Source organism: Arthrobacter sp. zg-Y40, assembly GCF_020731535.1.
Classification (GTDB): Bacteria; Actinomycetota; Actinomycetes; order Actinomycetales; family Micrococcaceae; genus Arthrobacter_B.
In genome coordinates this window covers 25,031-46,311 of the sequence record NZ_JAJFZS010000002.1, presented here as the reverse complement: position 1 = coordinate 46,311, position 21,281 = coordinate 25,031, and the positions used below count along the sequence as shown (strand labels likewise).

The following is a 21,281-nucleotide window of genomic DNA, read 5'->3' as shown; positions in this document are numbered from 1 at the left end:
CCTAGCCCTTGACGGCGCCCTGGGTTAGGCCGGAGACGATTTGGCGCTGGAACGCAAGCACCAGGACAACTACGGGAATGGTGACGATGATGGCCGCCGCCGAAATGGCTCCTGTGGGCTCCTCGAACTGGGAAGCGCCGGTGAAGAACGCCAGGGCGGCGGGAACCGGCCGGGCTGCTTCGGTGGAGGTCAGCGAAATGCCGTACACGAAGTCGTTCCACGCAATGAAGAACGCGATGATCGCCGTCGTAAAGACGCCGGGCGCCGCAAGCGGCACGATGGCCTTGCGGAACGCCTGCCACGTGGTGGCACCGTCCACCTGGGCGGCCTGTTCCAGTTCCCACGGGATCTGCCGGAAGAACGCTGCCAGGGTCCAGATGGAGATCGGCAGGGTCAGGGACAGATAGGGAATGATCAGCCCGAGCCAGGTGTCGTAGAGGCCGATGTTGCGCCACAGGTTGAACAGCGGGGTCACGATGGAGATCACCGGGAAAATGGATACGCCCAGTGCCGTGGTCAGCACGAGGCGCTTGCCGGGGAAATCCAGCCTGGCAATGGCGTACGCGCACAGGGTGGCCAGGATGACGGCGACGAACGTGGCAATGAGGCAGATGCCGATGGAGTTGCGCAGGGCACTCAGGAACAGGCCCTGCGCGTCGCCGACCAGGATCTGCTCGTAGTTGGTGGTTGACCAGGTGTTGGGCAGGAACGTCCCGGAGGTCAGGTCGCTCGGCAGCTTGAACGAGGTCGCAAAGATAGAGGCGACGGGGAAGAGCGCGTACAGGATGACCAGCACCGAGATGATGCCCCAGATCCACCGCCGCTTGGTTGGTGAGGATTTCACTAGTTACCCCCTCGTGCACCGGTAAGGTCCACCTTGAACAGTTTGATGGCGATGAAGCAGATGATGATCACGCAGACGAACAGCAGGACCGATACTGCCGAACCCATGCCGATCTCCAGGCGTGTGATGGAGGTCCGGTAGGCCAACAGCGAGAGCACCTCGGTGCCGTAGGCGCCGTTGGTCATGATGTAGACGTTGTCGAAAATGCGGAACGCGTCCAGTGCCCGGAACAGGACCGCCACCATGATGGCGGCCTTCATGTTGGGGATGATGACCTTGGACATGCGCTGCCACCAGGTTGCGCCGTCCACTTCGGCCGCTTCGGTCAGTTCTCCGGGCACCTGCGCCAGGCCGGCCAGCAGGAGCAGTGAAATGAACGGTGTGGTCTTCCAGATTTCCGATGCCATGATGACGAACAGCGCCGTCCAGGTGTCGGCGAACCAGTTCAGGTCCGCGTCGATGCCCGGCACCCAGCTGAACCAGCTGTTGATGTAGCCCGAGTTGATGTCGAAGGCGTAGAACCAGGCAAAGGCGGAGACCACGGTGATGATGCCGTACGGCACCAGGATGGCGGTCCGCAGCCAGCCGCGGACGGCCTTCAGGGCGCTGTTCATGACCAGGGCCAGGGCAAAGCCGAGGATCAGTTCCACAACCACGGTGATGACCGTGATCAGGACGGTGACGCCGAGGTCCCGCCAGAACAGGCCGTCCGAAAGGATGGTGGCGTAATTGCCCAGCCCCACGAACTCACGGTCGGCAGGCGCGGTCAGGCGGTACTTGAACAGCGATTCCCACAGGGCCAGCAGGATGGGGTAGGCCGTGACGGCCAGCATGATGACGAACGCGGGCCCGGCAAGCCACAGGCCCAGCCGGCGTTCGGCTTTGGCCCTGTCGCTGAGGGGCTGCTTGACGGGACGGGTAGGTGCCGGGGCTTCCCGGGCTGCTTCGACGGAAGTGCTCACAGCAGTTTCTCCCCTCTAAGGACCTCGATGATGAACTCCTGGCTGGTGGCCGGTGTGGAATCCGGGTTTACATCGCTCGGCGGTGTCCAGGTCTGCTGGATGCCGGTGGAGATTTCGTTGTAGTACGGGGTCTGGGGCCGCGGCTTGGCCAGCTCCAGGGAGTCCCGGATAGTGGGTGCCATCGGGAAGGTTTCCGTAACCGAGGGGTCGTTGTAGGCATCTTCATTGGACGGCGGGTTGCCGTTGGTGGCGAAGTACTGTGCCTGGTTCTCCGGGGAGACAATGCATTCAATGGCCTGGTAGGCAAGGTCAGGGTGCTGGCTGTTCGAGCCCACACCCAGGTTGATGCCGCCCAGCGGAGGCGCGGTATCCTCGCCTTCCGTCATGGCCGGATACAGGGTCCAGCCAATGTCGTCGATCAGCGTGTCCGGCAGGGCCCCTTCTTCCACCGACGCGTTGGTGGCCGGCCAGACGAAGGGGTAGTTGACCATAAAGGACCCCTGGTCACCCTGGAACTGGATCATGGACGTGTTTTCCGTCTGGGTGGGCAGCCCGGGCCCGCCGAGGCCCTCCTTGCCGATGGTGGAGACCACCTCTGCTGCCTGCTTGCCCGCTTCGGTGTCCAGGCCGAGCTTGAGTTCATCGGCCGGGGCGTCCGGGTTCTCCACGATGGTGCCGCCGGCCGATTCCACCAGTGCGTTGACCCAGACCGTCATTGATTCGGCACGGGCGCCCTGGACGCCGATGTACTTGTCCTGGCTCTTGGCGGCCTCGATGATCTGGTCCCAGGTCACCGGCTTGCTCATGTCCAGCCCCGCAGCTTGAGCGACCGACTTGCGGTACCAGAGGATCTGCGTGTTGGCCCAGAACGGCACGGCCACCACTTCGTCCTTCCACTTTGCGCCCGCGAGGGCGCCTTCAAGGACGCCCTGGGTGGTGCGCTCGGCGACGTCGGCGGGCACCGGGGCAAGGTAGCCCGGTTCCGCGTACTCGGGCACGTTGGGCGGATCAAGGCTCATGATGTCCATGCTTTTGTCACCGGCAGCCAGGCGCCGGGCCAGCTGCTCCCGCTGGGACGCGGCATCGTTGGGCAGCAGGGACGTTTCAATTGTGTAGGCACCGCCGGATGCTTCGGTGCATTGCTTGGCCAGCTCCGCCTGGCCGCCGGCATCCGGGTTGATGTACCAGGTCAGAGTGGGTGCTGCGCCCTCATCGGTGCCGCAGCCGGTCAGGAGGGTCGCGCCGAGTGCCAAGGCAACGCCGACAGCGGCCCGGGCCCCTTTCCGGGTGCGCCCCCAGTGTCTTGCATCCTTTGGCATCGGTACTGTGCCTCCACCTCGTTGTAGGCGCGGGCTGCAGTACGGCCCACGTGGCTGTGACTTGCAAACGAACTCTAGGACTGACTCCCAGCAAACACTAAGCAGCAAGTGCTTTGACCATAGGCCTAGATAGTAATTTACGCCACAAAGAAACGTGCCAAAGCGCGTAGAACCTCAGGTCAGGAGGGCAGCGGCCAGCACCAGGACGGGCAGGGAAGCGACGGTGGTAAGCAGGACGGTGTCCTTCGCGACCAGCACCCCCTCGCCATACCGCGAGGCGGACACAAAGACGTTTTGGGCCGTGGGCAGGGCTGCCGTAACGACGACGGCGAAGAGCAGGTGGCCTTCCATGCCGAGGGCAAAGCGGGCCAGCAGGTAGGCCAGCATTGGCTGCAGCAGCAGCTTGAAGCCCGAAGCGAGGATCACGTCGGCACGCCGCCCACCGCCGGCATCCAGCGGACGCGAGCCCACCAGGGACAGGCCAAAGGCCAGCAGCATGGCCGGCACCGCTGCGCCGGCGATCAGGGTCACCGGCTCGTGGATGATTTCCGGCAGCCGAAGGCCGGTGGCGGCCAGGAACAGGCCGATAAGCGAGCCCACCACAATCGGGTTGCGGATCACCTGCCCGGCGAAAACTGCCACCGAGGTGCGCCGCCCGCTGGTGGCGGAATCAAGCATCATCAGAAAAAACGGGGTGAAGAAGGCCAGCTGGAAAATCAGCACCGGGGCAATGTAGGCGGCGTCGCCAAGGACATAAACACAAATTGGAAGTCCGAGGTTCGCCGCGTTGACCAGGGACGAGGACATGGCTGACACCAGCGTTTCCGGCAGCGGCCGGCGCAGCCACCAGCGGGTGGCGAGGACGTACAGTCCGCCGGTGGCCAGGGCGCTGGCGGCAGCCACCAGCAGCGGCAGGGAGAAAACCGTGGGCAGGTCCGCGTCACTGAGTGTGGTGAGCAGCAGTGCGGGGGAGGCCACAAAAAAAGCGAGCCGGCTCAGGACGGTCTGGGCATTGTCGCCCAGTACCTTGAGCCGGCCGATGGCATAGCCGGTAAGGATGATGATCCATACAACGGCGAATCCGGTGAGTACCCCCAGCACCCGAAGCTGTTATCCCGCTTGGGCGGCGGAGCTCACGTTGTCGCCCGTGAGCTGGCTGTTGTCCAGGGCGAGCGGCGGACGCTCGGTGCCCTCGGTGACTGCTTCGGCCGGATCCGTGCCCAGCTCCAGGATGCGGTTGGCGGAATTCACGTGGACCACGGTGGGCACGAAGCTGCGGGCTTCTTCGGTGGTCATGTCGGCGTAGGTAATCAGGATGACGGTGTCGCCCACGTTCACCAGGTGGGCGGCGGCACCGTTGATGCCCAGCACGCCGGAGCCCCGCTCGCCTGCAATGGTGTAGGTCTCCAGGCGGGCACCGTTGGTGACATCGACAATCGAGACCAGCTCGCCGGGCAGGATGTCCGCTGCTTCGAGCAGGTCGAGGTCGACCGTCACCGAACCCACGTAATGCAGGTCGGCATGGGTCACCGTAGCGCGGTGGATCTTGGACTTAAACATTTTCCGGTTCATCGCGGACAAGTCTACGCCGATTGCGGCGGACTTCGAGCCCCGGGGTTGACGGGGGCTCACAGGCAGGGAACGGAACGGACCCAAAGGGAGCGGGCGACGGGAATCGAACCCGCGTATCAAGCTTGGGAAGCTAGCGCTCTACCATTGAGCTACGCCCGCAGCGCCCGGAAGAATCCGGTGCAGTCCCTAACTCTACATGGAACCGCACGGTTGCCGAATTCGCAGTGCGGGCCCTCACGCCTCGCGTGCGGGACCGGTGTCCTGCGCTGAAGCCTGCGCAGCAGCGGAGTCGTCCGGACCGCCGCTGCGGGCCCGCTCAACGAGTTCACGCCACCGGCCCTTGACCTCGCGCTCGGGAATCGTGACGGCCTCCGGACCCACCGAGATTTCATAAATGAAGCGGTCCGGATCACCGTCCACGGCTTCGGGCGGGTCCTGCAGGAGGGGCAGCCAGCGTTCCTGCGCCTCTTCAGGGGTGACCTGCGTGCTCCAGGTGCGCTGCATGCCCGCGAAGCCGCCGCTGCGCACTACAACCAGTCTCATACCATGACGTTAACCTCTTTCCATGCGGCCTGCACAGCAGAAGTTTCTTCGGCTCCGGCCCCGTACCGTTTTTCAGCAGCGGTAATCGTGGCTCCGGCGAAGACCGCGAAAGTGGCGTCCGGCGGGAAATTCCGCTCCGTAATGGTGTCGAACCAGATCTGGCCGGCACGCTCCCAGGCGTACCCGCCAAGTGCCGCAGCAACCAGGTAGAAGGCGTGGTTGGGGATGCCGGAATTGACGTGCACTCCGCCGTTATCGGCCGTGGTGGATACATAGCCGTCCATGGTCCCCGGCTGCGGGTCCTTGCCGAGCACGTCGTCGTCGTAGGCAGTGCCCGGAGCCTTGAGGGACCGCAGTGCCTGTCCGCCCACCTGCTCGGTAAACAGTCCTGCACCCACCAGCCAGCTGGCTTCGGCCGCTTCCTGACCCAGCAGTTTCTGCTCCACCAGGACACCGAAGACATCTGCCACGGATTCGTTCAGGGCGCCCGCCTGGTCCTGGTAGGTGAGCTGGGCGGTGTACTGGATCAGTCCGTGCGTCAGCTCGTGCCCGATAACGGTGAGGGATTTGCTGAAGCGCTGGAATACCTCGCCGTCTCCGTCGCCGAGCACCATCCGGGAACCGTCCCAGAAGGCGTTGTCGTAGTCGTGTCCGTAGTGGACGGTTGCCTCCAGCGAGCGGCCCGCGCCGTCAAGGGAGGAGTGGCCGAAGGCGTCGTTGAAGAGACGGTAGGTGGCGCCCAGCCCGTCATAGGTTTCATCCACCGCCGGATCGGAGGTGGGCGGCTGTCCCTCGGAGCGCACCACGGTACCGGGCAGTTCCTCCAAGCCGAGGGCGTCTGCAACGCTGCGGCGCAGTGAAGGGGCGAAGGCTGTTCCCGCTCCCCGGGCCGGTACCTGGTGCGGGATCGAGCGGACCGCAGCGATATTTGATTCGGCGGTGAGGGTGTGGCGTGCCGCCGCGGCCGCCGTCGCCCGGGCAGGGTCGTCGGCCGCAGCGAGGCGCTTGAGCATATAGGGCGGAACGATGGAACAGATCGAATGAGTAACGCTCGGCTTGGTCACGGTACAGCCCTCCATCTGTTGTGAGGTTCCCAAGCGTAGGCTCCACCACCGACACTGCAAGGGCTAGTACCGCAAAATGACCATCAAATGGCCGTAACGCAACCCAATCCGCCTAATTCGGGTCCGTCCGGCCCGGATTTAGCCCTCCGCTGACGCCTGCCGATCCGAACCGTCTGCATCTTCATCAGCCAGTTCGGACGCTGCGACCAGGGACGCAACAACGTCCGGACCGATTTCCAGTCCCACCTCATGGCCGGGGTTGACCGACATGCCGTATCCCGGGGCGATGCTGCGGATGGTCGCCTCACCACTGGCCTTCACCACCACGGGAGCCGCTTCGCGCAGCTGCTGCGGAATCCGGTCGGCGGACGTGAAGGTTGCTGCCACCGAGTACTCCGCGTCCGGGGCTTTAAGGACCACGGCCTGGAAGGTGGCCGGGTCATCCTCCTTGGCCAGGCGTCCCACGCTGAGCAGTTCCGAGGTCCAGATGACGGACATTACTTCACGGTTGCTGAGCCGTCCTTCACGGCCAGCGGTGATGGCCTCTTCCAGTGCTGCGCCGGGGGCCGGGGCATCCTCATGGGCAAGCGGCATCGCCGGGATTTCTGGGGTGTTGTCCGGTTCCATGGAAACTCCTTGGGAAGATCGGGGGCAAAAACCCAAGTCTGGCATATCCGCCGGTTACCGTGGTGGGCATGGAACGCAATGAGAACACCCGCAGCCTCGAGCCCGGCATTGAACGCGATTTCAGCGACAAGATGAGCTACGGGTCCTACCTCGCCCTGGACCAGCTGCTCTCGGCCCAGCATCCGGTGAGCCGGCCGGAGCACCATGACGAGATGCTGTTCATCATCCAGCACCAAACCTCCGAGCTGTGGCTGAAGCTGGTCCTGCACGAACTGCTGGCCGTCCGGACGCGGCTGCAGGAGGATGACCTGCGCTCGGCCATGAAGGGAATTGCCCGGATCAAGCACATCCAGCGCTCGCTGACCGAGCAGTGGTCGGTGCTGGCCACCCTGACCCCGTCCGAATACGCGCAGTTCCGCGGCGACCTGGGTGCTTCCAGCGGGTTCCAGTCCTACCAGTACCGGGCCGTGGAGTTCCTGCTGGGCAACAAAAACGAGGCCATGATCGCCGTCTTCCAGGCAGATCCGGAAGCACAGGCGCTGCTGTCAGGGCTGCTGACCCAGACCAGCATCTATGACGAGTTCATCCGCTGCCTGCACCGCCGGGGCTATGCCGTGGACCCGGCGCTGCTGGACCGGGACGTCCGCAAGGCCCACGTCTACAACGAATCACTGCTGGAGATCTTCAAGTACGTATATGAGAACCACGAAGCGAACTGGGACATCTATGAGGCCTGCGAGGAACTGGTGGACTTGGAGGACAACTTCCAGCTGTGGCGTTTCCGACACCTCAAGACCGTGGAGCGGACTATCGGCATGAAGCGGGGCACGGGCGGTTCCAGCGGTGCCGGCTTCCTGCGCCGGGCGCTGGAACTGACGTTCTTCCCCGAGCTGTACGCGGTGCGCACTGAAATCGGCCGCTAGGGGCATGCGCTATTTTTGAAGAGTGCTGATTTCTGACCGCGATATCCGAGCCGAGATTGCCGAGAACCGGATTGCCCTGGACCCGTATGACCCCGCGATGGTCCAGCCTTCCAGCGTTGATGTGCGCATCGACCGCTTCTTCCGGCTCTTCGACAACCACAAGTACGCCCACATCGACCCCTCGCTGGACCAGTCTGAGCTGACCCGGCTGGTGGAAGTTGACCCGGACGAGCCCTTTATCCTGCATCCGGGCGAATTCGTGTTGGGTTCCACCTATGAACAGGTGACCCTGCCGGACGACATTGCCGCCCGCCTGGAAGGCAAGTCCTCCCTGGGCCGGCTGGGGCTGCTCACGCACTCGACCGCCGGCTTCATCGACCCGGGCTTCTCCGGCCACGTGACGCTGGAGCTCTCCAACATGGCCACCCTGCCGATCAAGCTGTGGCCCGGGTCCAAGATTGGCCAGCTGTGCTTCTTCCGCCTCAGCTCCCCGGCTGAGTACGCCTACGGCTCCGGCCGGTACGGCAACCGCTACCAGGGCCAGCGCGGCCCGACGGCGTCGCGCAGCCACCTCAACTTCCACCGCACCGACGTCGGCGGAACCGACGGCGCCGCGGCGGAAGCCGCCGCTTCCTAGCCTGCCTGCCCCGCCCGGTCTCCGGACCGGGTGCGGGGGCCGGGGGAGCGGACCGGAAGCAGGACCAGCAGTCCCAGCAGCAGCACGGCCACGATGCCGATGATGCCGTAGCGCTGGGCACCGAAGATCACGATGCAGGCGGAGAACAGGGTGGGGGCCAGGAAACTGACGGCCCGTCCGGTGGTGGCGTAGAGCCCGAAGAGTTCCCCTTCCTTGCCAACAGGTGCCAGCCGTGCCAGGAACGCACGTGAGGCAGCCTGTGCGGGGCCTACGAACAGGCACAGCAGCAGGCCGAAGATCCAGAACGTGGTGTCCCCGCTCCACTGCAGCCCCAGCATGTCCTGGTTCCCCGGTCCCAGCACCACAACGGCGGTGCCGGCCAGGATCAGCCCGATGAGGGCCCCGATGATTACCGGCTTGGGTCCGGCCCGGTCATCGAGGAAACCGCCGATCACGGATCCGACGGCGGCAATTACGTTGCCGAAGATGGCGAACATGATCACCTCGGAGAGCTCCCAGCCGAATGTTCCCGCAGCGATCACGCCGCCGAAGGTGAACACGGCAGCGAGTCCGTCACGGAAGACGGCGCTGGCCAGCAGGAAGTAAATAGTGTGCCGGTCGGTCTTGTACAGGGCCTTGATGCGCCGGAACAGGAGCTTGTAGGAGGCCAGGAAACCGATCCGCGCCACGGCGTCCTGCCGCGGAACCTCCGGAACCGCGAACATCAGCGGAAGCGCGAAGAGCAGGAACCATACCGCGGAGAACAGGGCTACGGAGCGCAGGTTCAGGCCGTTCTCCGAGGTGACGCCGAACCAGCCGACCTCCGGCTGGACAAAGCCCACCAGCACCAGGGCCAACGCGGCGATGCCGCCCACGTATCCCATGGCCCAGCCGAGCCCGCTGACTTTGCCTACTGAGGCGGGAGTGGACACCTGGCTCAGCATGGCGTTGTAGTTCACGCCGGCGAATTCGAAGAAGAGGTTGGCCACTGCAATCAGGACCACGCCGAGGATCAGGTAATCGGGGGAAGGCAGCACCAGCCAGCACGCCGCCATCAGCACGCAGGTCAGCAGCGTGTTGACGGTGAGCCAGGTGCGGCGCCGGCCGCCGGCGTCGGACCGCTGTCCGGTAATGGGTGCCAGCAGCGCGACCGCGACGCCGGCAACGGCCAGCGCTGCGCCGAGCACCGCGGAGTTGTCATCCGTGTCCCCGAAGGCATTGGAGGTCAGGTAGACGGTGAAGACAAAAGTGGTCATCACCGCATTGAAGGACGCCGAGCCCCAGTCCCAGGCGGCCCATGCCGCTACCTGCTTCCACCGGGCGGCTTTGGAAGCGGGCGCCGCCCCCGCGGGCTCTTTATGTGTTCTGACACTCATGCGCAGAGCCTAACGGCAACCGGCATTTTCCCCGGCATTCCACGCCGCCGTGCGGCTGCTGGGTGTAGCGCCGGCGGACCCGAATGGGAAGGGATGTGTATGCCATGGGTAGAATGTATGTACGACCTTGACCGCCCCCTTGATAACTACAGCGATCACTACAGCCTTTAGCGCTGCACAATCGACGAGAGAGTCCGGGAGATCATAGTGCTTTTTGTGCTCACCGTTATGTTTACGGTGGCACTGGTTGCGCCCATATTTTTCCGGAAGGCTGGCCGGTCGGCGTTCTACGTGCTTGCCGCCTTCCCCGCGGCTGCGTTCGCCTGGCTGATGGCCACGTTCCCGCAGTACACCGGCGCCAACCAGACGCTCGCCTCGGGAGCCCCCAACGCCCCGCCGTCCGTGACCATCCCCTGGATTCCGGACCTGCAGGTGGAACTGGCCTTCCGGATGGACACGCTGTCAGCCGTGCTCTCCATCCTGATCCTCGGGGTAGGTGCGCTGGTCCTTTTCTACTGCGCCCGGTACTTCCGCCCCAATGATCCGAAGATGGGATCCTTCGGGGCCCAGCTGCTGGCCTTTGCCGCAGCCATGTTTGGCCTCGTGACGGCAGATGACCTGATCCTGCTGTTCATTTTCTGGGAACTGACCACCATCCTGTCCTATCTGCTCATCGGGTACGCGGCCCAGCGCCTCTCCGCCCGCCGGGCAGCGCTGCAGGCCCTGATCGTCACCACCTTCGGCGGCCTGGCCATGCTGGTTGGCATGATCATGCTCGGCTCGGCCGCGCATACCTACCGGATCTCCGAGATCATGGCGCAGGCACCGGAACTGGTGGGCTCGGGCATGCTGGTCAACGTCGCCGTCGCCCTGATGCTGGTGGGCGCCGTGTCCAAGTCAGCCCTGCTGCCCTTCCACTTCTGGCTGCCCGCCGCGATGGCCGCACCCACTCCGGTCAGTGCCTACCTGCATGCCGCCGCCATGGTGAAGGCCGGCATCTACCTGACCGCCCGGCTTGCTCCCGGCTTCTCCGAAACCGCGTTCTGGCACCCCATAGTGCTGGTGCTGGGCCTGGCCACCATGCTGCTGGGCGGCTGGCGTGCCCTGCGGCAGTACGACATCAAGCTGATCCTCGCCTACGGCACTGTGAGCCAGCTCGGTTTCCTGACCCTGGTGGTTGGCCTGGGCAGCCGGGAAGCAGCCGTCGCCGGGATGGGCATGCTGCTGGCCCACGGCTTCTTCAAGGCCACGCTGTTCCTGGTGGTCGGGATCATCGACCACAAGGCCGGCACCCGCGACATCCGCAAGCTTTCCGGAATTTTCCGGGCCGCACCGAAGCTGGGCGTAGTCGCCGTGATCGGTGCCGCGTCCATGGCGGGTGTGCCGCCGCTGCTGGGCTACGTGGCGAAGGAATCCATCTACGAAACCTTCGTGCACTACGGCGAACAGCAGGGCAGCTTTGCGGCCTGGCTGCTGCTGGCCGGCATTGTCGCCGGCTCCATCCTGACCTTCGCCTACAGCGCCCGCTTTGTGTGGGGCGCGTTTGCCGTCAAGAACGGCTGTGCTGCCACCCCGTTCAAGGCCGTGCCCTGGTCCTTCCTGGGGGCTCCCGCCGTGCTGGCCGCCGCCACCGTGGTCTTCGGACTGTGGCCGGCCCCGCTGGATTCGGTGGTGTCCTCCTATGCCGGGCTCTTCCCGGCGGACGGGAAACCGACCCACCTGGTCCTGTGGCACGGGCTGACCCCGGCACTGGGACTGACCGTGCTGACTCTGGCCACCGGTACAGCGCTGTTCCTGCTGCGCCGGCAAATGGAGTCCTTCCAGCGGGACGTTGCCTCCCCGATTGACGCTGAGCGCTCCTACCGCGGCGCCATCGGTGTGCTGGACGACGTCGCCGTCTGGGTCACGGGCCGCACGCAGCGCGGTTCGCTCACCTTCTACCTGTTCGTCATCCTCATCATGGCGATCCTCACGCCCCTTTCGGCGCTCATCCTCCGCTCCGCGCCCATGCCCGAGAGCTTCCGCTGGTTCGACAACCCGCTGCAGGCCGTGATCGGTGCTGCCGTCATCATCGGTGCGGTAGCCGCAGCGCGCGCCAGCAAGCGTTTCCTGGCGGTGCTGATGGTGTCGGTGAGCGGCTACGGCATTGCCCTTATTTTCGCCCTCCAGGGGGCCCCGGACCTGGCGCTGACCCAGATGCTGGTGGAGACAATTGTGCTGGTGGCCTTTGTGCTGGCCCTGCGGTCCCTGCCGGCCCGGCTGTGGAAGCGCGAGCCCAAACGGCACCGTTTCCTGCGGGCCCTGCTGGGCATTGCGTTCGGTGCCTCCATGATTGTCTTCGCGATGTCAGCCATGGCGTCGCGGGTGGCCACCCCCATCTCCCTGGATTTCCCGCCGCTGGCGTACGAGGGCGGCGGCGGATCCAATATTGTCAACGTGACCCTCGTGGATATCCGTGCCTGGGACACCTTCGGCGAGATTTCCGTCCTGGCCATCGCCGCCACCGGTCTGGCGTCCCTGATTTTCGTCCGCGGACGCGGCGATAAGCGCCGCCGCGCCGAGGGCGTGGCCTCCGGTTCCGTGGACCGCGGCCGGGAGCAGTTCGCCTCCACCGGGCGCCGGCAGGCAACCTTGGCCCTGGCCCGCAAATTCTCCAGCGTGGGACGGGATGCCTGGCTGGTGGCCGGCCGGACACTGGCCCCGGAACGCCGCTCCATCATCTTCGAGGTGATTACCCGGCTGCTGTTCCACTCGGTCATCCTCTTCTCGGTCTACCTCCTGATAGCAGGCCACAACGCCCCCGGCGGCGGCTTCGCCGGCGGGCTCATGGCCGGGCTGGCGCTGACCATCCGGTACCTCGCCGGCGGACGGTTCGAGTTGGCCGAGGCGAGCCCCGTGAGCGCCGGAGCCCTGCTGGGCGGCGGCCTGGGCCTGGCGGCCCTGTCCGCTGCCGCTCCCCTGTTCTTCGGCGGGCAGGTCCTGCAGAGCGCCATCCTCAAGTTCTCCTGGCCGGTGTTTGGGGAGGTCAAGTTCGTCACCTCCACGATTTTCGACATAGGCGTGTACCTGGTGGTGGTGGGCCTGGTGCTTGATGTCCTCCGCAGCCTGGGTTCGGAAATCGATGAACGCAGCGAGGGCGACGACGACGACGAAGACGAAGACATAGTGGAGGAACCGCAGATCATCGACCTTGGCCAGCGGCTCGACGGTGTTCCCGGCACGGGATCCCGGCCCGAAGAGGAAGAGGTGGCCCGGTGACCGTGAATATAACCCTTCTCCTGGTGATGGGTGCCCTGTACGCCTGCGGCATCTACCTGCTGCTTGAACGGAGCCTGACCCGGGTGGTGCTTGGCCTGGCCATGCTGACCAATGCAACGAACATCCTGCTGCTGGCAACCGGCGGCCCGGCAGGGTTGGCTCCCATGTTCAACAAGGACCTGGCCGCAGATGCCTACAATGACCCGCTGCCGCAGGCGTTCATCCTCACCTCGATTGTCATTTCGTTCTCCGTGACGGCCTTTATGCTCGGGATCATTTACCGGTCCTGGGTGCTGGGCCGCCAGGACGAGGTCCAGGACGACATTGAGGACCGCCGCGTCGCCAGCCAGAGCAGCTTCGACGCGGAAGACGACGCCGATGTACCGGAGGACACCACGGAATTCACCCCGCCCGAAGAAGCCGAAGAGGCTCCCGGGTCCCAACGCGGCAACGCAGAGAAGGACCCGGAGGTGAACCGATGACTACAGCAAGCCTCGCGCCCCTGGCCGTCGTGCTGCCGCTCCTCGGCGCCGCCCTGGCCTTCATCCTGATCCGGCACCAGCGTTCCCAGCGGGTGGTCAGCGTCAGCATCCTGTCCGTGACGCTGGCACTGGAAGTGATTCTGCTGCTCTCGGTCTGGAACACCGGTGCCGTGGCGGTTAACCTCGGCGGCTGGCTGCCGCCGTTCGGAATCACGATGGTGGTGGACCAGTTCTCCGCCCTGATGCTGGTGGTCTCCTCGGCCATCAGCCTCGCCGTGCTCATTTACGCCGCCGGCCAGGGTATGGCCGACGGCGATGAAGACGGCCCTATTTCGATCTTCCACCCGACCTACCTGATCCTGGTGGCCGGCGTCTCCAACGCTTTCCTGGCCGGGGACCTGTTCAACCTCTATGTAGGTTTCGAGATCCTGCTGACGGCCAGCTATGTGCTGATGACCCTGGGCGGCACCACGCCGCGAATCCGGGCCGGAGTCACCTACGTGGTGGTCAGCGTGGTGTCCTCGCTGCTGTTCCTGATCGCCATTGCCATGATCTACGCGGCCACCGGCACGGTGAACATGGCGGATCTGGCCTTGAAGCTGGGGGAGCTGGATCCGGCGACGCAGCTGATGCTGCACCTGATGCTGCTGGTGGCGTTCGGCATCAAGGCCGCCGTCTTCCCACTGTCCTTCTGGCTGCCCGACTCCTATCCCACCGCCCCGGCACCGGTGACGGCCGTGTTCGCCGGCCTGTTGACGAAGGTGGGCGTCTACGCCATGGTGCGGACAGAGACCCTGCTGTTCCCGGGAGACCGGATAAATACGCTGCTGATGGTGGTGGCCGGGCTGACCATGCTCGTGGGTATCCTCGGTGCCCTGGCCCAGACGGACATCAAACGTATGCTCTCCTTCACCCTGGTCAGCCACATCGGCTACATGGTGTTCGGCCTGGCAGTCGCATCCGTGGTCGGCATCGGCTCCGCTGTGTTCTACGTGGTGCACCACATCACCGTGCAGACCTCGCTGTTCCTGGTCACGGGCCTGATTGAACGCCGGGGCGGGACGGCCAACATGGACCGCCTCGGCGGGCTGGCGAAGCTCTCCCCGCTGCTCGCCGTGCTGTATTTCATCCCGGCAATCAACCTGGCCGGCATTCCGCCGTTCTCCGGGTTCCTGGGGAAGCTGGGCCTGATGCAGGCCGGCGTCGAGCTGGGCACCCCGCTGGCCTACGTCCTGGTAGCCGCGAGCGCCGCCACCAGCCTGCTGACGCTGCTGGTGATGGCCCGGGTATGGAACCGCGCCTTCTGGCGGACCCCGGAAGATGCCGTCCATCCGGATCCGATCCTGCTGGCCGTCGGGCCGGACGGTGCCAGCCTGCGCAAGTCGCAGGACGTCAGCGAACACACCACGGGCCGGTTCGCCCACCGGGACTCGGTGGACCTGCTGCCGCGCACCATGGTCTATCCCACCGTGGGCCTGGTTGCCCTGGGCGTCAGCCTGACCGTGCTCGCCGGGCCGCTGTTCTCGCTCAGCGACGGTGCCGCCCGGGACCTGCTGGAACGTACTCCGTACATTGAAGCGGTACTCGGGGAAGGAGCGGCTGACCAATGACGAAGGAAGCGCGCATGCGCAACCGCGCCCGTATCCCGCTGCTGCAGGAACTGCCGCTGCTGATCTGGCTGGTGTTCCTGTGGGGTGCCCTCTGGCAGGATTTCAGTGCCGGCAACCTGCTCTTCGGCACGGTGATCGCGTTTATCGTGGCGAATATCTTTTACCTGCCGCCGGTGGAGCTCAGCGGCCGGTTCAACCTGTTCTACGGCCTCGTCTTTGCCGGCCGGTTCTTCTACAAACTGGTGCAGGCCAGTTTCCATGTGCTCTGGCTGGCGGTTGTCCGCGGCCCGCGGATCCGCAACGGCGTGATCGGGGTGAAGCTGCGCAGCCGGTCGGACCTGCTGGTCACGGCCACGGGCCACGCACTGTCCCTGATTCCCGGCTCGCTGATTGTCGACGTCGACCGTTCCACCTCCACCCTGTACCTGCACGCCCTGGACGTGTCCACGGCTGAGCAGGCGGAGAAGGTGCGCGCCGACGTCCTGCAGGCCGAGGCGTGGCTGATCCGGACCATGGGCACCAAAGAGGAACTGGCTGCCCTGCGCGCCGAGAGTGATGAAACCCGTCAGCGGAAGATTGGAGGCAAGGCATGATGAACGTTGCCGTGGTGGTGGTGAGCCTCATGCTGGCCGTGGCCGGCGCGGGGGCGATTTACCGGATTGCCCGCGGGCCGTCGATCCTGGACCGGGTGCTTGCCTCGGACGTGCTGCTGGCCATTGTGGGCGGCGCCCTGGCCGTGGACATGATCGTCTACCGCAACTTGGACTACCTGGCCTTGCTGGTCGCCATTTCCCTGGTCGGTTTCATCGGGTCGGTAACGGTTGCGCGCTTCGTGACGGACAGGCGGTAGGGCCATGGACGAAACCGTGTACGACGCGATTGTCGCTGTCCTGATGTTCGGCGGGGCACTGATGTCCCTGGCGGCGGCCATCGGCCTGATCCGCTTCCCCGACCTGCTCAGCCGCATGCACGCTGCGTCCAAGCCGCAGGTCCTCGGCCTGCTGCTTTTCCTGCTGGCCATGGCCGTGGAGTTCCGCAGCTGGAAACTGCTGCCGGTCCTGGCCGTCGCATGGATCTTTATGCTGCTAACGGCACCTGTTTCCGCGCACATGGTGGGCCGGGCCGGGTACCGCACCAAGCACCTGCGGCCGGAACTGCTCGTGATCGACGAACTGGACGACGTCGTCGAGCGCGCCCAGCGATTGCTCCAGGACGCTGAGGCGGAGGCGCTCGAGGACGAAAACGAGGACCCGCGCGTGGACGACGATCCCGGCGAGGAGCAACCGGCCTACACCGGGGAACTGGACGACGACGAACTGCTGGCCGGCCGCGAACGCGAGGCCGGGTTAAGCAGCGGCGCCCAGCACCCGGGAAAGAATCCCGAGGGCTGAGCGCCGCAGGCGGTGCTTGGGCCGGCAGGCCGGGTCAGACGACCTCAGGGGTCTTCTGGTAGCGCTGGATGGCCCGCTGCGTGCCGCGGTTGGTCAGGACCCGGATGACCGAGCTGACGGCGCCGGACACCACGGCGAAAGCCACGGCAGCGCGGAGGCTGTTTTCCAGGCTGCCCTCGGCGTCCTTGGGCGGCTCGTTGCCCGTGGCCTTGGTCCAGACGAAATCCAGTACCTTGGCGGCCACGATTCCGGACAGGATACTGGCTCCGGTTCCGAGCAGTTTGAGGATCAGGTTCATGGGTACTCCTAGCTTCGGGCGTTTTTCCTAACCCTACGGTATCCGTTCGGTACCCCTGCGGGGAGCTGGCACGCGTGTGTAGAGTGGTACCGCAAACACACGACAGGGGAGCGCCCCCTCCGCACGGCCTTCGGGCAGCGGAGACAAGGCGCTGAGAGTGCGGACATCCGCAGACCCTCGAACCTGATCCGGTTAGTACCGGCGAAGGGAGTCGAGAGCTCAGGGAATTCCCGCCACGTCCCGGCACTCGCCGGGGCACGGCAGGAACGGCACCGGCATTGCCGGCGCGCCGCTACCCTCCCCTCCTGCTATCAGGAGGATATTCATGAACCGCTTTACTTCTGCTGCGGCACCGTCCGCAGCCAAGCCCGCAGCGCCGGCACGCACATGGCGCGTGGTGGACATTGTTGTTGCGTCCGTAGTGGCCGTGGCCGTGGGCGTCATTTTCTGGGCCTGGTCCCTCGGCTACGCCGGGATCAGTGCGCTGACCGCCGCGTTCCCGCCGCTGGCAGGCCTCTATACCGGCGGCTGGCTTATTGCCGGTGTGCTGGGCGGGCTAATCATCCGCAAGCCGGGGGCCGCGATCTACTGCGAAGTGCTGGCCTCGGCCGTGTCCGGTGTGCTGGGCACCCAGTTCGGCCTATCCGTGCTGCTCTCCGGCTTCCTGCAGGGCCTCGGTGCCGAACTGGTGTTCCTGCTGTTCCTCTACCGCCGCTTCTCCCTGCCCGTGGCATTGCTGGCCGGGCTGGGTTCGGGCCTGTTCCTGGGACTGAGTGAAAACGTTCTGTACAACGTGGAGTGGGCAGCTCAGTGGAAGCTGTTGTATGTCCTGCTCACTGCGTTCTCCGGTGCGGTCCTGGCCGGCGGACTGTCCTGGCTGGCGGTCCGGGCATTGGCACGGACCGGCGCTCTGGCACCCTTCGCGTCCGGACGGACAGGCAAGGCATAGCGGTGCGGTTTTTGAACGCCCGCCGCCGGGCTCCCGGCGCGGCCGCACCCCGGGTGCTGCCTTCCGCCGTCGCGCGGCGCAGCAGTCCCGCCGCCGTTACCGCCCAAGGCTGGGGCTGGCGGCACGGGGGCAGGGCCGGTGCGGCTGTGTCCGGACTGGACCTGTCGGTAGCACCGGGGGAGCGGGTGCTGCTGCTCGGGGCCTCCGGCGCCGGAAAATCCACACTCCTGCATTCCCTCGCGGGCGTGCTGGGACCGGATACCGGTGGGGAGGAACAGGGCAGGATCTCAGTGGACGGTGTCCATCCGGCGGATCCCGCAGCCCGCGGCCGGACCGGACTGGTGCTGCAGGATCCCGATGCGCAGACCGTGCTGTCCCGTGTGGGGGATGAAGTTGCCTTCGGCGCCGAGAACCTTGCGGTCCCGGCCGGGGAGATCTGGCCCCGGGTGCGGGCCGCACTGGCCGACGTCGGACTGGACGTGCCGCTGGAGAGTTCCACTTCCGCTCTCTCCGGCGGGCAGAAGCAGCGGCTGGCCCTGGCCTCCGTGATGGCGATGGAACCCGGACTGCTGCTGCTGGACGAACCCACCGCCAACCTGGACCCGGCGGGCGTGGCGGAAATCCGCGACGCCGTGGTGCGGGTGCTGGACCGCACCGGCGCCACCGTCATTGTGGTGGAGCACCGCGTGGAGGTCTGGGCGGAGGTGGTGGACCGCGTGGTGGTACTGGCTGCCGGCGGCGGTGTCCTGGCCGACGGACCACCCGAGCAGGTGCTGGGGGATATGGTGCACCGGAAAACCCTGGCCGCAGCCGGGGTTTGGCTTCCGGGCGCCCGGCCGGAGATTCCCGGCGGTGCGTGGGCCCCGGCTGCCGGCGGGAACCGGCTGCTGGCGGCCCGCGGGCTGGCTGCCGCCCGGACGGGCCGCGGACCTGCCGTGGTCACCGGGGCGGACCTGGCGCTGGACGCCGGAACCGCCGTCGGCATTACCGGACCCAACGGTGCCGGCAAATCCACCCTCGCCCTGACCATGGGCGGCTTGCTGCGGCCGCGGAGCGGAACCATCGCCGCCGAACCGTTGCTGGCCGGCACCGCTGCGCCCGAACCGCACCGGTGGACGTCGGCGCAGCTGGTGAGCAGGATCGGAACCGTGTTCCAGGAACCGGAGCACCAGTTCCTCACCAACACCGTGCTGGACGAACTGTCCTTCGGCCCGCGCCGGCTCGGGCTGGAAAAGGAGTCCGCGGCCCGGGTGCGGGAGCTTGCCGAACGGCTGCACCTCGACGCCCTGCTGGATGCCAACCCCTTCACGCTCTCCGGCGGGGAGAAGCGCCGGCTGTCCGTGGCAACCATGCTCGCCACGGCGCCGTCCATCCTGCTGCTCGATGAGCCGACGTTTGGCCAGGACGCCCGAACCTGGGCGGAACTGGTGGCCCTGCTGCGTGCCCAGCTGGACGATGGCCGGTGCGTGGTGTCGGTGACCCACGACGCCGGCTTCATCCAGGCGCTGGGCGCGCGGACCCTGCAGGTGGGCGGCGGAACGGTCCGGGACGCCGCCGCCGAGCCGGTGCCGGACCCGGCAGCAGGGCCGGCCGCGGATAATGCAACCGAGGTGCTCCGGTGAGCCGGGCGGAGATCTCGGCCGCGGAGTCCGGTGGAACGGCGCCTGGAGAAGACGCGGGCGCGCCCGTCCGCACCGCCGTTACTTTCCTGACCCGCGCCAACCCGTTGTCCAAGCTCGCGTCTGCGGCCCTGCTGACCCTGGCGGTGCTGGTCACCGTGGACTGGGTGAGCGCCGCCGTCGTCCTGGCCCTGGAACTTCTCCTGCTGCCGCTGCTCCACATCCGGGCGGGTACGCTCCTGCGGCGCATCTCGCCGCTGCTGGTGGCCGCGCTGATCGGGGCCTGGGGTACGGCGCTGTTGGCGGAGAAGACCGGGGCGGTGCTGCTTGCAGCGGGACCGCTGATCTTTACCTCCGGTTCCGTGGCCGCGGGTATTGCCATTGGACTGCGCGGGCTGGCCATAGCCCTGCCCGGGATCTACCTGCTGACCAGCACCGATCCCACCGACCTGGCCGACGCCCTGGCGCAGAAGCTGCGGCTGCCGCACCGGTTTGTGCTGGGCGCACTGGCGGCCATGCGCCTGGTGGGTTTGCTGGTCGAGGAATGGCGGACCATCGGGCTGGCCCGCCACGCGCGCGGCGCGGGGCCCGATGCCGGTGCGGCGGCCCGGCTGAAGGGTTTCGCCGGGCAGGCACTGGCCTTGCTGGTGCAGGCCATCCGCCGGGCCACGCGGCTGGCCGTGGCCATGGAGGCCCGCGGGTTTGGCGCGGGGGACCGGTCCTGGGCACGGACCTCAACGTTCAGCAGGATCGACGCCGCGGTGCTGGCCACGGGAGTGGTCGTGTCCGCCGCCGCGGTGGCAGCGGCGCTGGCGGCCGGCACGTTCAACTTCATCCTGACCTGAGCATCAGGGGCTGTGCTCAGAGTGCGGTGTCGGCCAGCTTCGCGAGTTCGCTGTTCAGGCTCTCGGAGAAAGGCAGCTCGCGGCCGTCGATGGAACGGACCGGAACCAGCAGCCGGATGCTGGAAGCCAGCCACAAGCCGTCGGCCGCGAACAGGTCCTCCGGAACCATTGGGCCGTAGCCCAGTTCCCAGCCGGCAGCTTCGGCGGCCTTGAAGAGGGCGTCCTGGGTGGTTCCGGCCAGGATGCCGCTCTTCCGTTCGGGGGTCAGCAGGGTCCGGACGCCGTCCCGTTCGCGGGCCAGCACCACCGTGGAGGTGGGTCCCTCCAGGACCTTGCCGTCCGAGGAGGTAAAAATGGCGTCATCGGCCCCATGTTCCTTGGCGTAGCGCAGGGCGGCCATGTTCACGGCGTAGGAAAGCGTCTTGGCGCCCAGCAGCAGCCACGGTGCCCGGGACGCGGCCATGCTGTCATAGCCGCGGTCCAGCAGCAGCACCTTAATCCCGTTGGTCTGCTGCCGCGCCGCGTCGGGCGCGGCGGAAACCTGCACCCACGCGGTGGAGGTCCCGCTGCCTTCCACGCCCCGGGTGGCCACCAGTTTCACCGCGGCCCGGCCCTGCGGCCCGGCAGCGCCCTGCCCGAAGTGCAGCGCCAATGCCGTCGCGATGGCCCGCTCCCAGGCCTGGCGTACCGGGATCTGCAGGTCCAGCAGCTGTGCCGAGGACGCCAGCCGGTCCAGGTGCGCGTCCGGTTTCCGGGGCACACCGTCCACGGCCAGCAGCGACTCGAAAATCCCGTCACCGCGGGTGACCCCCAGGTCGCTCACGAGCAGCTGCGGCACCGCAGGATCGGCAGGGCGGCCGTCGGGGTACGCGGAATCCAGGAAAACCAGAACAGTCATGGCACCAGCCTAGCGGCGCGGGACACGCCCGGGACCCCCGTACCGATAGGCTGAGGGCAGGGTG

21 protein-coding genes, 1 tRNA gene, 1 pseudogene and 1 riboswitch are annotated in these 21,281 nt (G+C 66.4%); of the genes and pseudogenes, 11 read left to right on the top strand and 12 right to left on the bottom strand.

What is annotated here, in order from left to right; genetic code table 11:
* Nucleotide 1: 1 nt before the first annotated feature.
* The 9 genes from LJ754_RS03615 to LJ754_RS03575 all read right to left on the bottom strand — a co-directional run bounded on the left by LJ754_RS03615 (nt 2) and on the right by LJ754_RS03575 (nt 6,931).
* Nucleotides 2–844 (bottom strand): carbohydrate ABC transporter permease, encoded by an 843-nt coding sequence (locus LJ754_RS03615; protein WP_227911785.1) that lies wholly within the window; start codon nt 842–844, stop codon nt 2–4.
* Nucleotides 844–1,806 (bottom strand): carbohydrate ABC transporter permease, encoded by a 963-nt coding sequence (locus LJ754_RS03610; protein WP_227911784.1) that lies wholly within the window; start codon nt 1,804–1,806, stop codon nt 844–846. The genes LJ754_RS03615 and LJ754_RS03610 overlap by 1 nt, the downstream gene beginning before the upstream one ends.
* The gene (locus LJ754_RS03605; protein WP_227925486.1) at nt 1,803–3,125 is read right to left on the bottom strand and encodes an extracellular solute-binding protein; all 1,323 of its coding nucleotides are present in this window, start codon (nt 3,123–3,125) and stop codon (nt 1,803–1,805) included. The genes LJ754_RS03610 and LJ754_RS03605 overlap by 4 nt, the downstream gene beginning before the upstream one ends.
* Before the next feature lie 174 nt (nt 3,126–3,299).
* Nucleotides 3,300–4,226, bottom strand: a complete 927-nt coding sequence (locus LJ754_RS03600) for an AEC family transporter (protein ID WP_227925481.1) — start codon at nt 4,224–4,226, stop codon at nt 3,300–3,302.
* Between the two features lie 9 nt (nt 4,227–4,235).
* Nucleotides 4,236–4,697, bottom strand: coding sequence for an aspartate 1-decarboxylase (panD, locus tag LJ754_RS03595; RefSeq protein WP_227911781.1), 462 nt, complete (start codon nt 4,695–4,697; stop codon nt 4,236–4,238).
* 88 nt (nt 4,698–4,785) lie between these two features.
* Nucleotides 4,786–4,856 (bottom strand) — tRNA-Gly (locus tag LJ754_RS03590).
* A gap of 75 nt (nt 4,857–4,931) precedes the next feature.
* Entirely contained in the window at nt 4,932–5,240 is a 309-nt protein-coding gene (locus LJ754_RS03585) for a protealysin inhibitor emfourin (protein ID WP_227925479.1), read from the bottom strand.
* Nucleotides 5,237–6,253, bottom strand: a complete 1,017-nt coding sequence (locus LJ754_RS03580; protein WP_227925506.1) for a M4 family metallopeptidase — start codon at nt 6,251–6,253, stop codon at nt 5,237–5,239. Before LJ754_RS03580 ends, LJ754_RS03585 begins: the two co-directional genes overlap by 4 nt.
* A gap of 189 nt (nt 6,254–6,442) precedes the next feature.
* A complete protein-coding gene (locus tag LJ754_RS03575) occupies nt 6,443–6,931 on the bottom strand; it encodes an SseB family protein (RefSeq protein WP_227911779.1) in 489 nt (162 codons plus the stop codon).
* Between the two features lie 68 nt (nt 6,932–6,999).
* Between LJ754_RS03575 and LJ754_RS03570 the strand changes: the two genes are divergently transcribed.
* Together LJ754_RS03570 and dcd are read left to right on the top strand one after the other, a co-directional pair.
* Complete coding sequence (locus LJ754_RS03570) at nt 7,000–7,854, top strand: tryptophan 2,3-dioxygenase (RefSeq protein ID WP_227925477.1); 855 nt, start codon at nt 7,000–7,002, stop codon at nt 7,852–7,854.
* 22 nt (nt 7,855–7,876) lie between these two features.
* Nucleotides 7,877–8,491, top strand: coding sequence for a dCTP deaminase (dcd, locus tag LJ754_RS03565; RefSeq protein WP_227911777.1), 615 nt, complete (start codon nt 7,877–7,879; stop codon nt 8,489–8,491).
* On the opposite strand, the gene LJ754_RS03560 is transcribed toward dcd, so the two are convergent.
* The gene (locus LJ754_RS03560) at nt 8,488–9,867 is read right to left on the bottom strand and encodes an MFS transporter (protein WP_227911776.1); all 1,380 of its coding nucleotides are present in this window, start codon (nt 9,865–9,867) and stop codon (nt 8,488–8,490) included. The genes dcd and LJ754_RS03560 overlap by 4 nt on opposite strands.
* A 207-nt stretch (nt 9,868–10,074) precedes the next feature.
* Here LJ754_RS03560 and LJ754_RS03555 point away from each other — a divergent pair, with 207 nt between their 5' ends.
* From LJ754_RS03555 to mnhG, 6 genes and pseudogenes are all read left to right on the top strand, one after another.
* On the top strand, nt 10,075–13,125 hold the full coding sequence (locus tag LJ754_RS03555; RefSeq protein ID WP_227925475.1) for a Na+/H+ antiporter subunit A: 3,051 nt from the start codon (nt 10,075–10,077) through the stop codon (nt 13,123–13,125).
* Entirely contained in the window at nt 13,122–13,607 is a 486-nt protein-coding gene (locus tag LJ754_RS03550) for a Na(+)/H(+) antiporter subunit C (protein WP_227911774.1), read from the top strand. Before LJ754_RS03555 ends, LJ754_RS03550 begins: the two co-directional genes overlap by 4 nt.
* Entirely contained in the window at nt 13,604–15,217 is a 1,614-nt protein-coding gene (locus LJ754_RS03545) for a Na+/H+ antiporter subunit D (protein ID WP_227911773.1), read from the top strand. Before LJ754_RS03550 ends, LJ754_RS03545 begins: the two co-directional genes overlap by 4 nt.
* On the top strand, nt 15,214–15,810 hold the full coding sequence (locus tag LJ754_RS03540) for a Na+/H+ antiporter subunit E (protein ID WP_227911772.1): 597 nt from the start codon (nt 15,214–15,216) through the stop codon (nt 15,808–15,810). The genes LJ754_RS03545 and LJ754_RS03540 overlap by 4 nt, the downstream gene beginning before the upstream one ends.
* Entirely contained in the window at nt 15,807–16,067 is a 261-nt protein-coding gene (locus tag LJ754_RS03535; protein ID WP_227911771.1) for a monovalent cation/H+ antiporter complex subunit F, read from the top strand. Before LJ754_RS03540 ends, LJ754_RS03535 begins: the two co-directional genes overlap by 4 nt.
* Before the next feature lie 4 nt (nt 16,068–16,071).
* Nucleotides 16,072–16,413, top strand: a pseudogene (mnhG, locus tag LJ754_RS03530) (monovalent cation/H(+) antiporter subunit G); the annotation flags it as partial.
* A 229-nt stretch (nt 16,414–16,642) separates the two neighbouring features.
* Here the strand turns inward: mnhG and LJ754_RS03525 are convergent.
* On the bottom strand, nt 16,643–16,906 hold the full coding sequence (locus LJ754_RS03525) for a DUF4235 domain-containing protein (RefSeq protein WP_227925467.1): 264 nt from the start codon (nt 16,904–16,906) through the stop codon (nt 16,643–16,645).
* 94 nt (nt 16,907–17,000) lie between these two features.
* A riboswitch (TPP riboswitch) is annotated at nt 17,001–17,133 on the top strand.
* A gap of 98 nt (nt 17,134–17,231) precedes the next feature.
* Here LJ754_RS03525 and LJ754_RS03520 point away from each other — a divergent pair.
* The 3 genes from LJ754_RS03520 (at nt 17,232) to LJ754_RS03510 (ending at nt 20,319) form a co-directional block, all read left to right on the top strand.
* Nucleotides 17,232–17,855: an ECF transporter S component gene (locus tag LJ754_RS03520; protein WP_227925465.1), complete on the top strand. Its 624-nt coding sequence runs from the start codon at nt 17,232–17,234 to the stop codon at nt 17,853–17,855.
* A gap of 56 nt (nt 17,856–17,911) precedes the next feature.
* Entirely contained in the window at nt 17,912–19,477 is a 1,566-nt protein-coding gene (locus tag LJ754_RS03515; RefSeq protein ID WP_231706054.1) for an ABC transporter ATP-binding protein, read from the top strand.
* An 86-nt stretch (nt 19,478–19,563) separates the two neighbouring features.
* Nucleotides 19,564–20,319 carry an energy-coupling factor transporter transmembrane component T family protein gene (locus tag LJ754_RS03510; protein WP_227925502.1) on the top strand — a complete coding sequence of 252 codons (756 nt, stop codon included), beginning with the start codon at nt 19,564–19,566 and terminating at the stop codon, nt 20,317–20,319.
* Between the two features lie 16 nt (nt 20,320–20,335).
* Here LJ754_RS03510 and LJ754_RS03505 read toward each other — a convergent pair whose 3' ends face one another.
* The gene (locus LJ754_RS03505) at nt 20,336–21,217 is read right to left on the bottom strand and encodes an aminodeoxychorismate lyase (protein WP_227925463.1); all 882 of its coding nucleotides are present in this window, start codon (nt 21,215–21,217) and stop codon (nt 20,336–20,338) included.
* Nucleotides 21,218–21,281 lie beyond the last annotated feature (64 nt).

Coding starts and splice junctions, on each gene's coding strand:
- LJ754_RS03605 (WP_227925486.1), bottom strand. CDS start 3,125: ATGCCAAAGGATGCAAGACACTGGGGGCGCACCCGGAAAGGGGCCCGG.
- panD (WP_227911781.1), bottom strand. CDS start 4,697: ATGAACCGGAAAATGTTTAAGTCCAAGATCCACCGCGCTACGGTGACC.
- LJ754_RS03585 (WP_227925479.1), bottom strand. CDS start 5,240: ATGAGACTGGTTGTAGTGCGCAGCGGCGGCTTCGCGGGCATGCAGCGC.
- LJ754_RS03580 (WP_227925506.1), bottom strand. CDS start 6,253: ATGCTCAAGCGCCTCGCTGCGGCCGACGACCCTGCCCGGGCGACGGCG.
- LJ754_RS03575 (WP_227911779.1), bottom strand. CDS start 6,931: ATGGAACCGGACAACACCCCAGAAATCCCGGCGATGCCGCTTGCCCAT.
- LJ754_RS03570 (WP_227925477.1), top strand. CDS start 7,000: ATGGAACGCAATGAGAACACCCGCAGCCTCGAGCCCGGCATTGAACGC.
- LJ754_RS03560 (WP_227911776.1), bottom strand. CDS start 9,867: ATGAGTGTCAGAACACATAAAGAGCCCGCGGGGGCGGCGCCCGCTTCC.
- LJ754_RS03545 (WP_227911773.1), top strand. CDS start 13,604: ATGACTACAGCAAGCCTCGCGCCCCTGGCCGTCGTGCTGCCGCTCCTC.
- LJ754_RS03540 (WP_227911772.1), top strand. CDS start 15,214: ATGACGAAGGAAGCGCGCATGCGCAACCGCGCCCGTATCCCGCTGCTG.
- LJ754_RS03535 (WP_227911771.1), top strand. CDS start 15,807: ATGATGAACGTTGCCGTGGTGGTGGTGAGCCTCATGCTGGCCGTGGCC.
- LJ754_RS03525 (WP_227925467.1), bottom strand. CDS start 16,906: ATGAACCTGATCCTCAAACTGCTCGGAACCGGAGCCAGTATCCTGTCC.
- LJ754_RS03520 (WP_227925465.1), top strand. CDS start 17,232: ATGAACCGCTTTACTTCTGCTGCGGCACCGTCCGCAGCCAAGCCCGCA.
- LJ754_RS03505 (WP_227925463.1), bottom strand. CDS start 21,217: ATGACTGTTCTGGTTTTCCTGGATTCCGCGTACCCCGACGGCCGCCCT.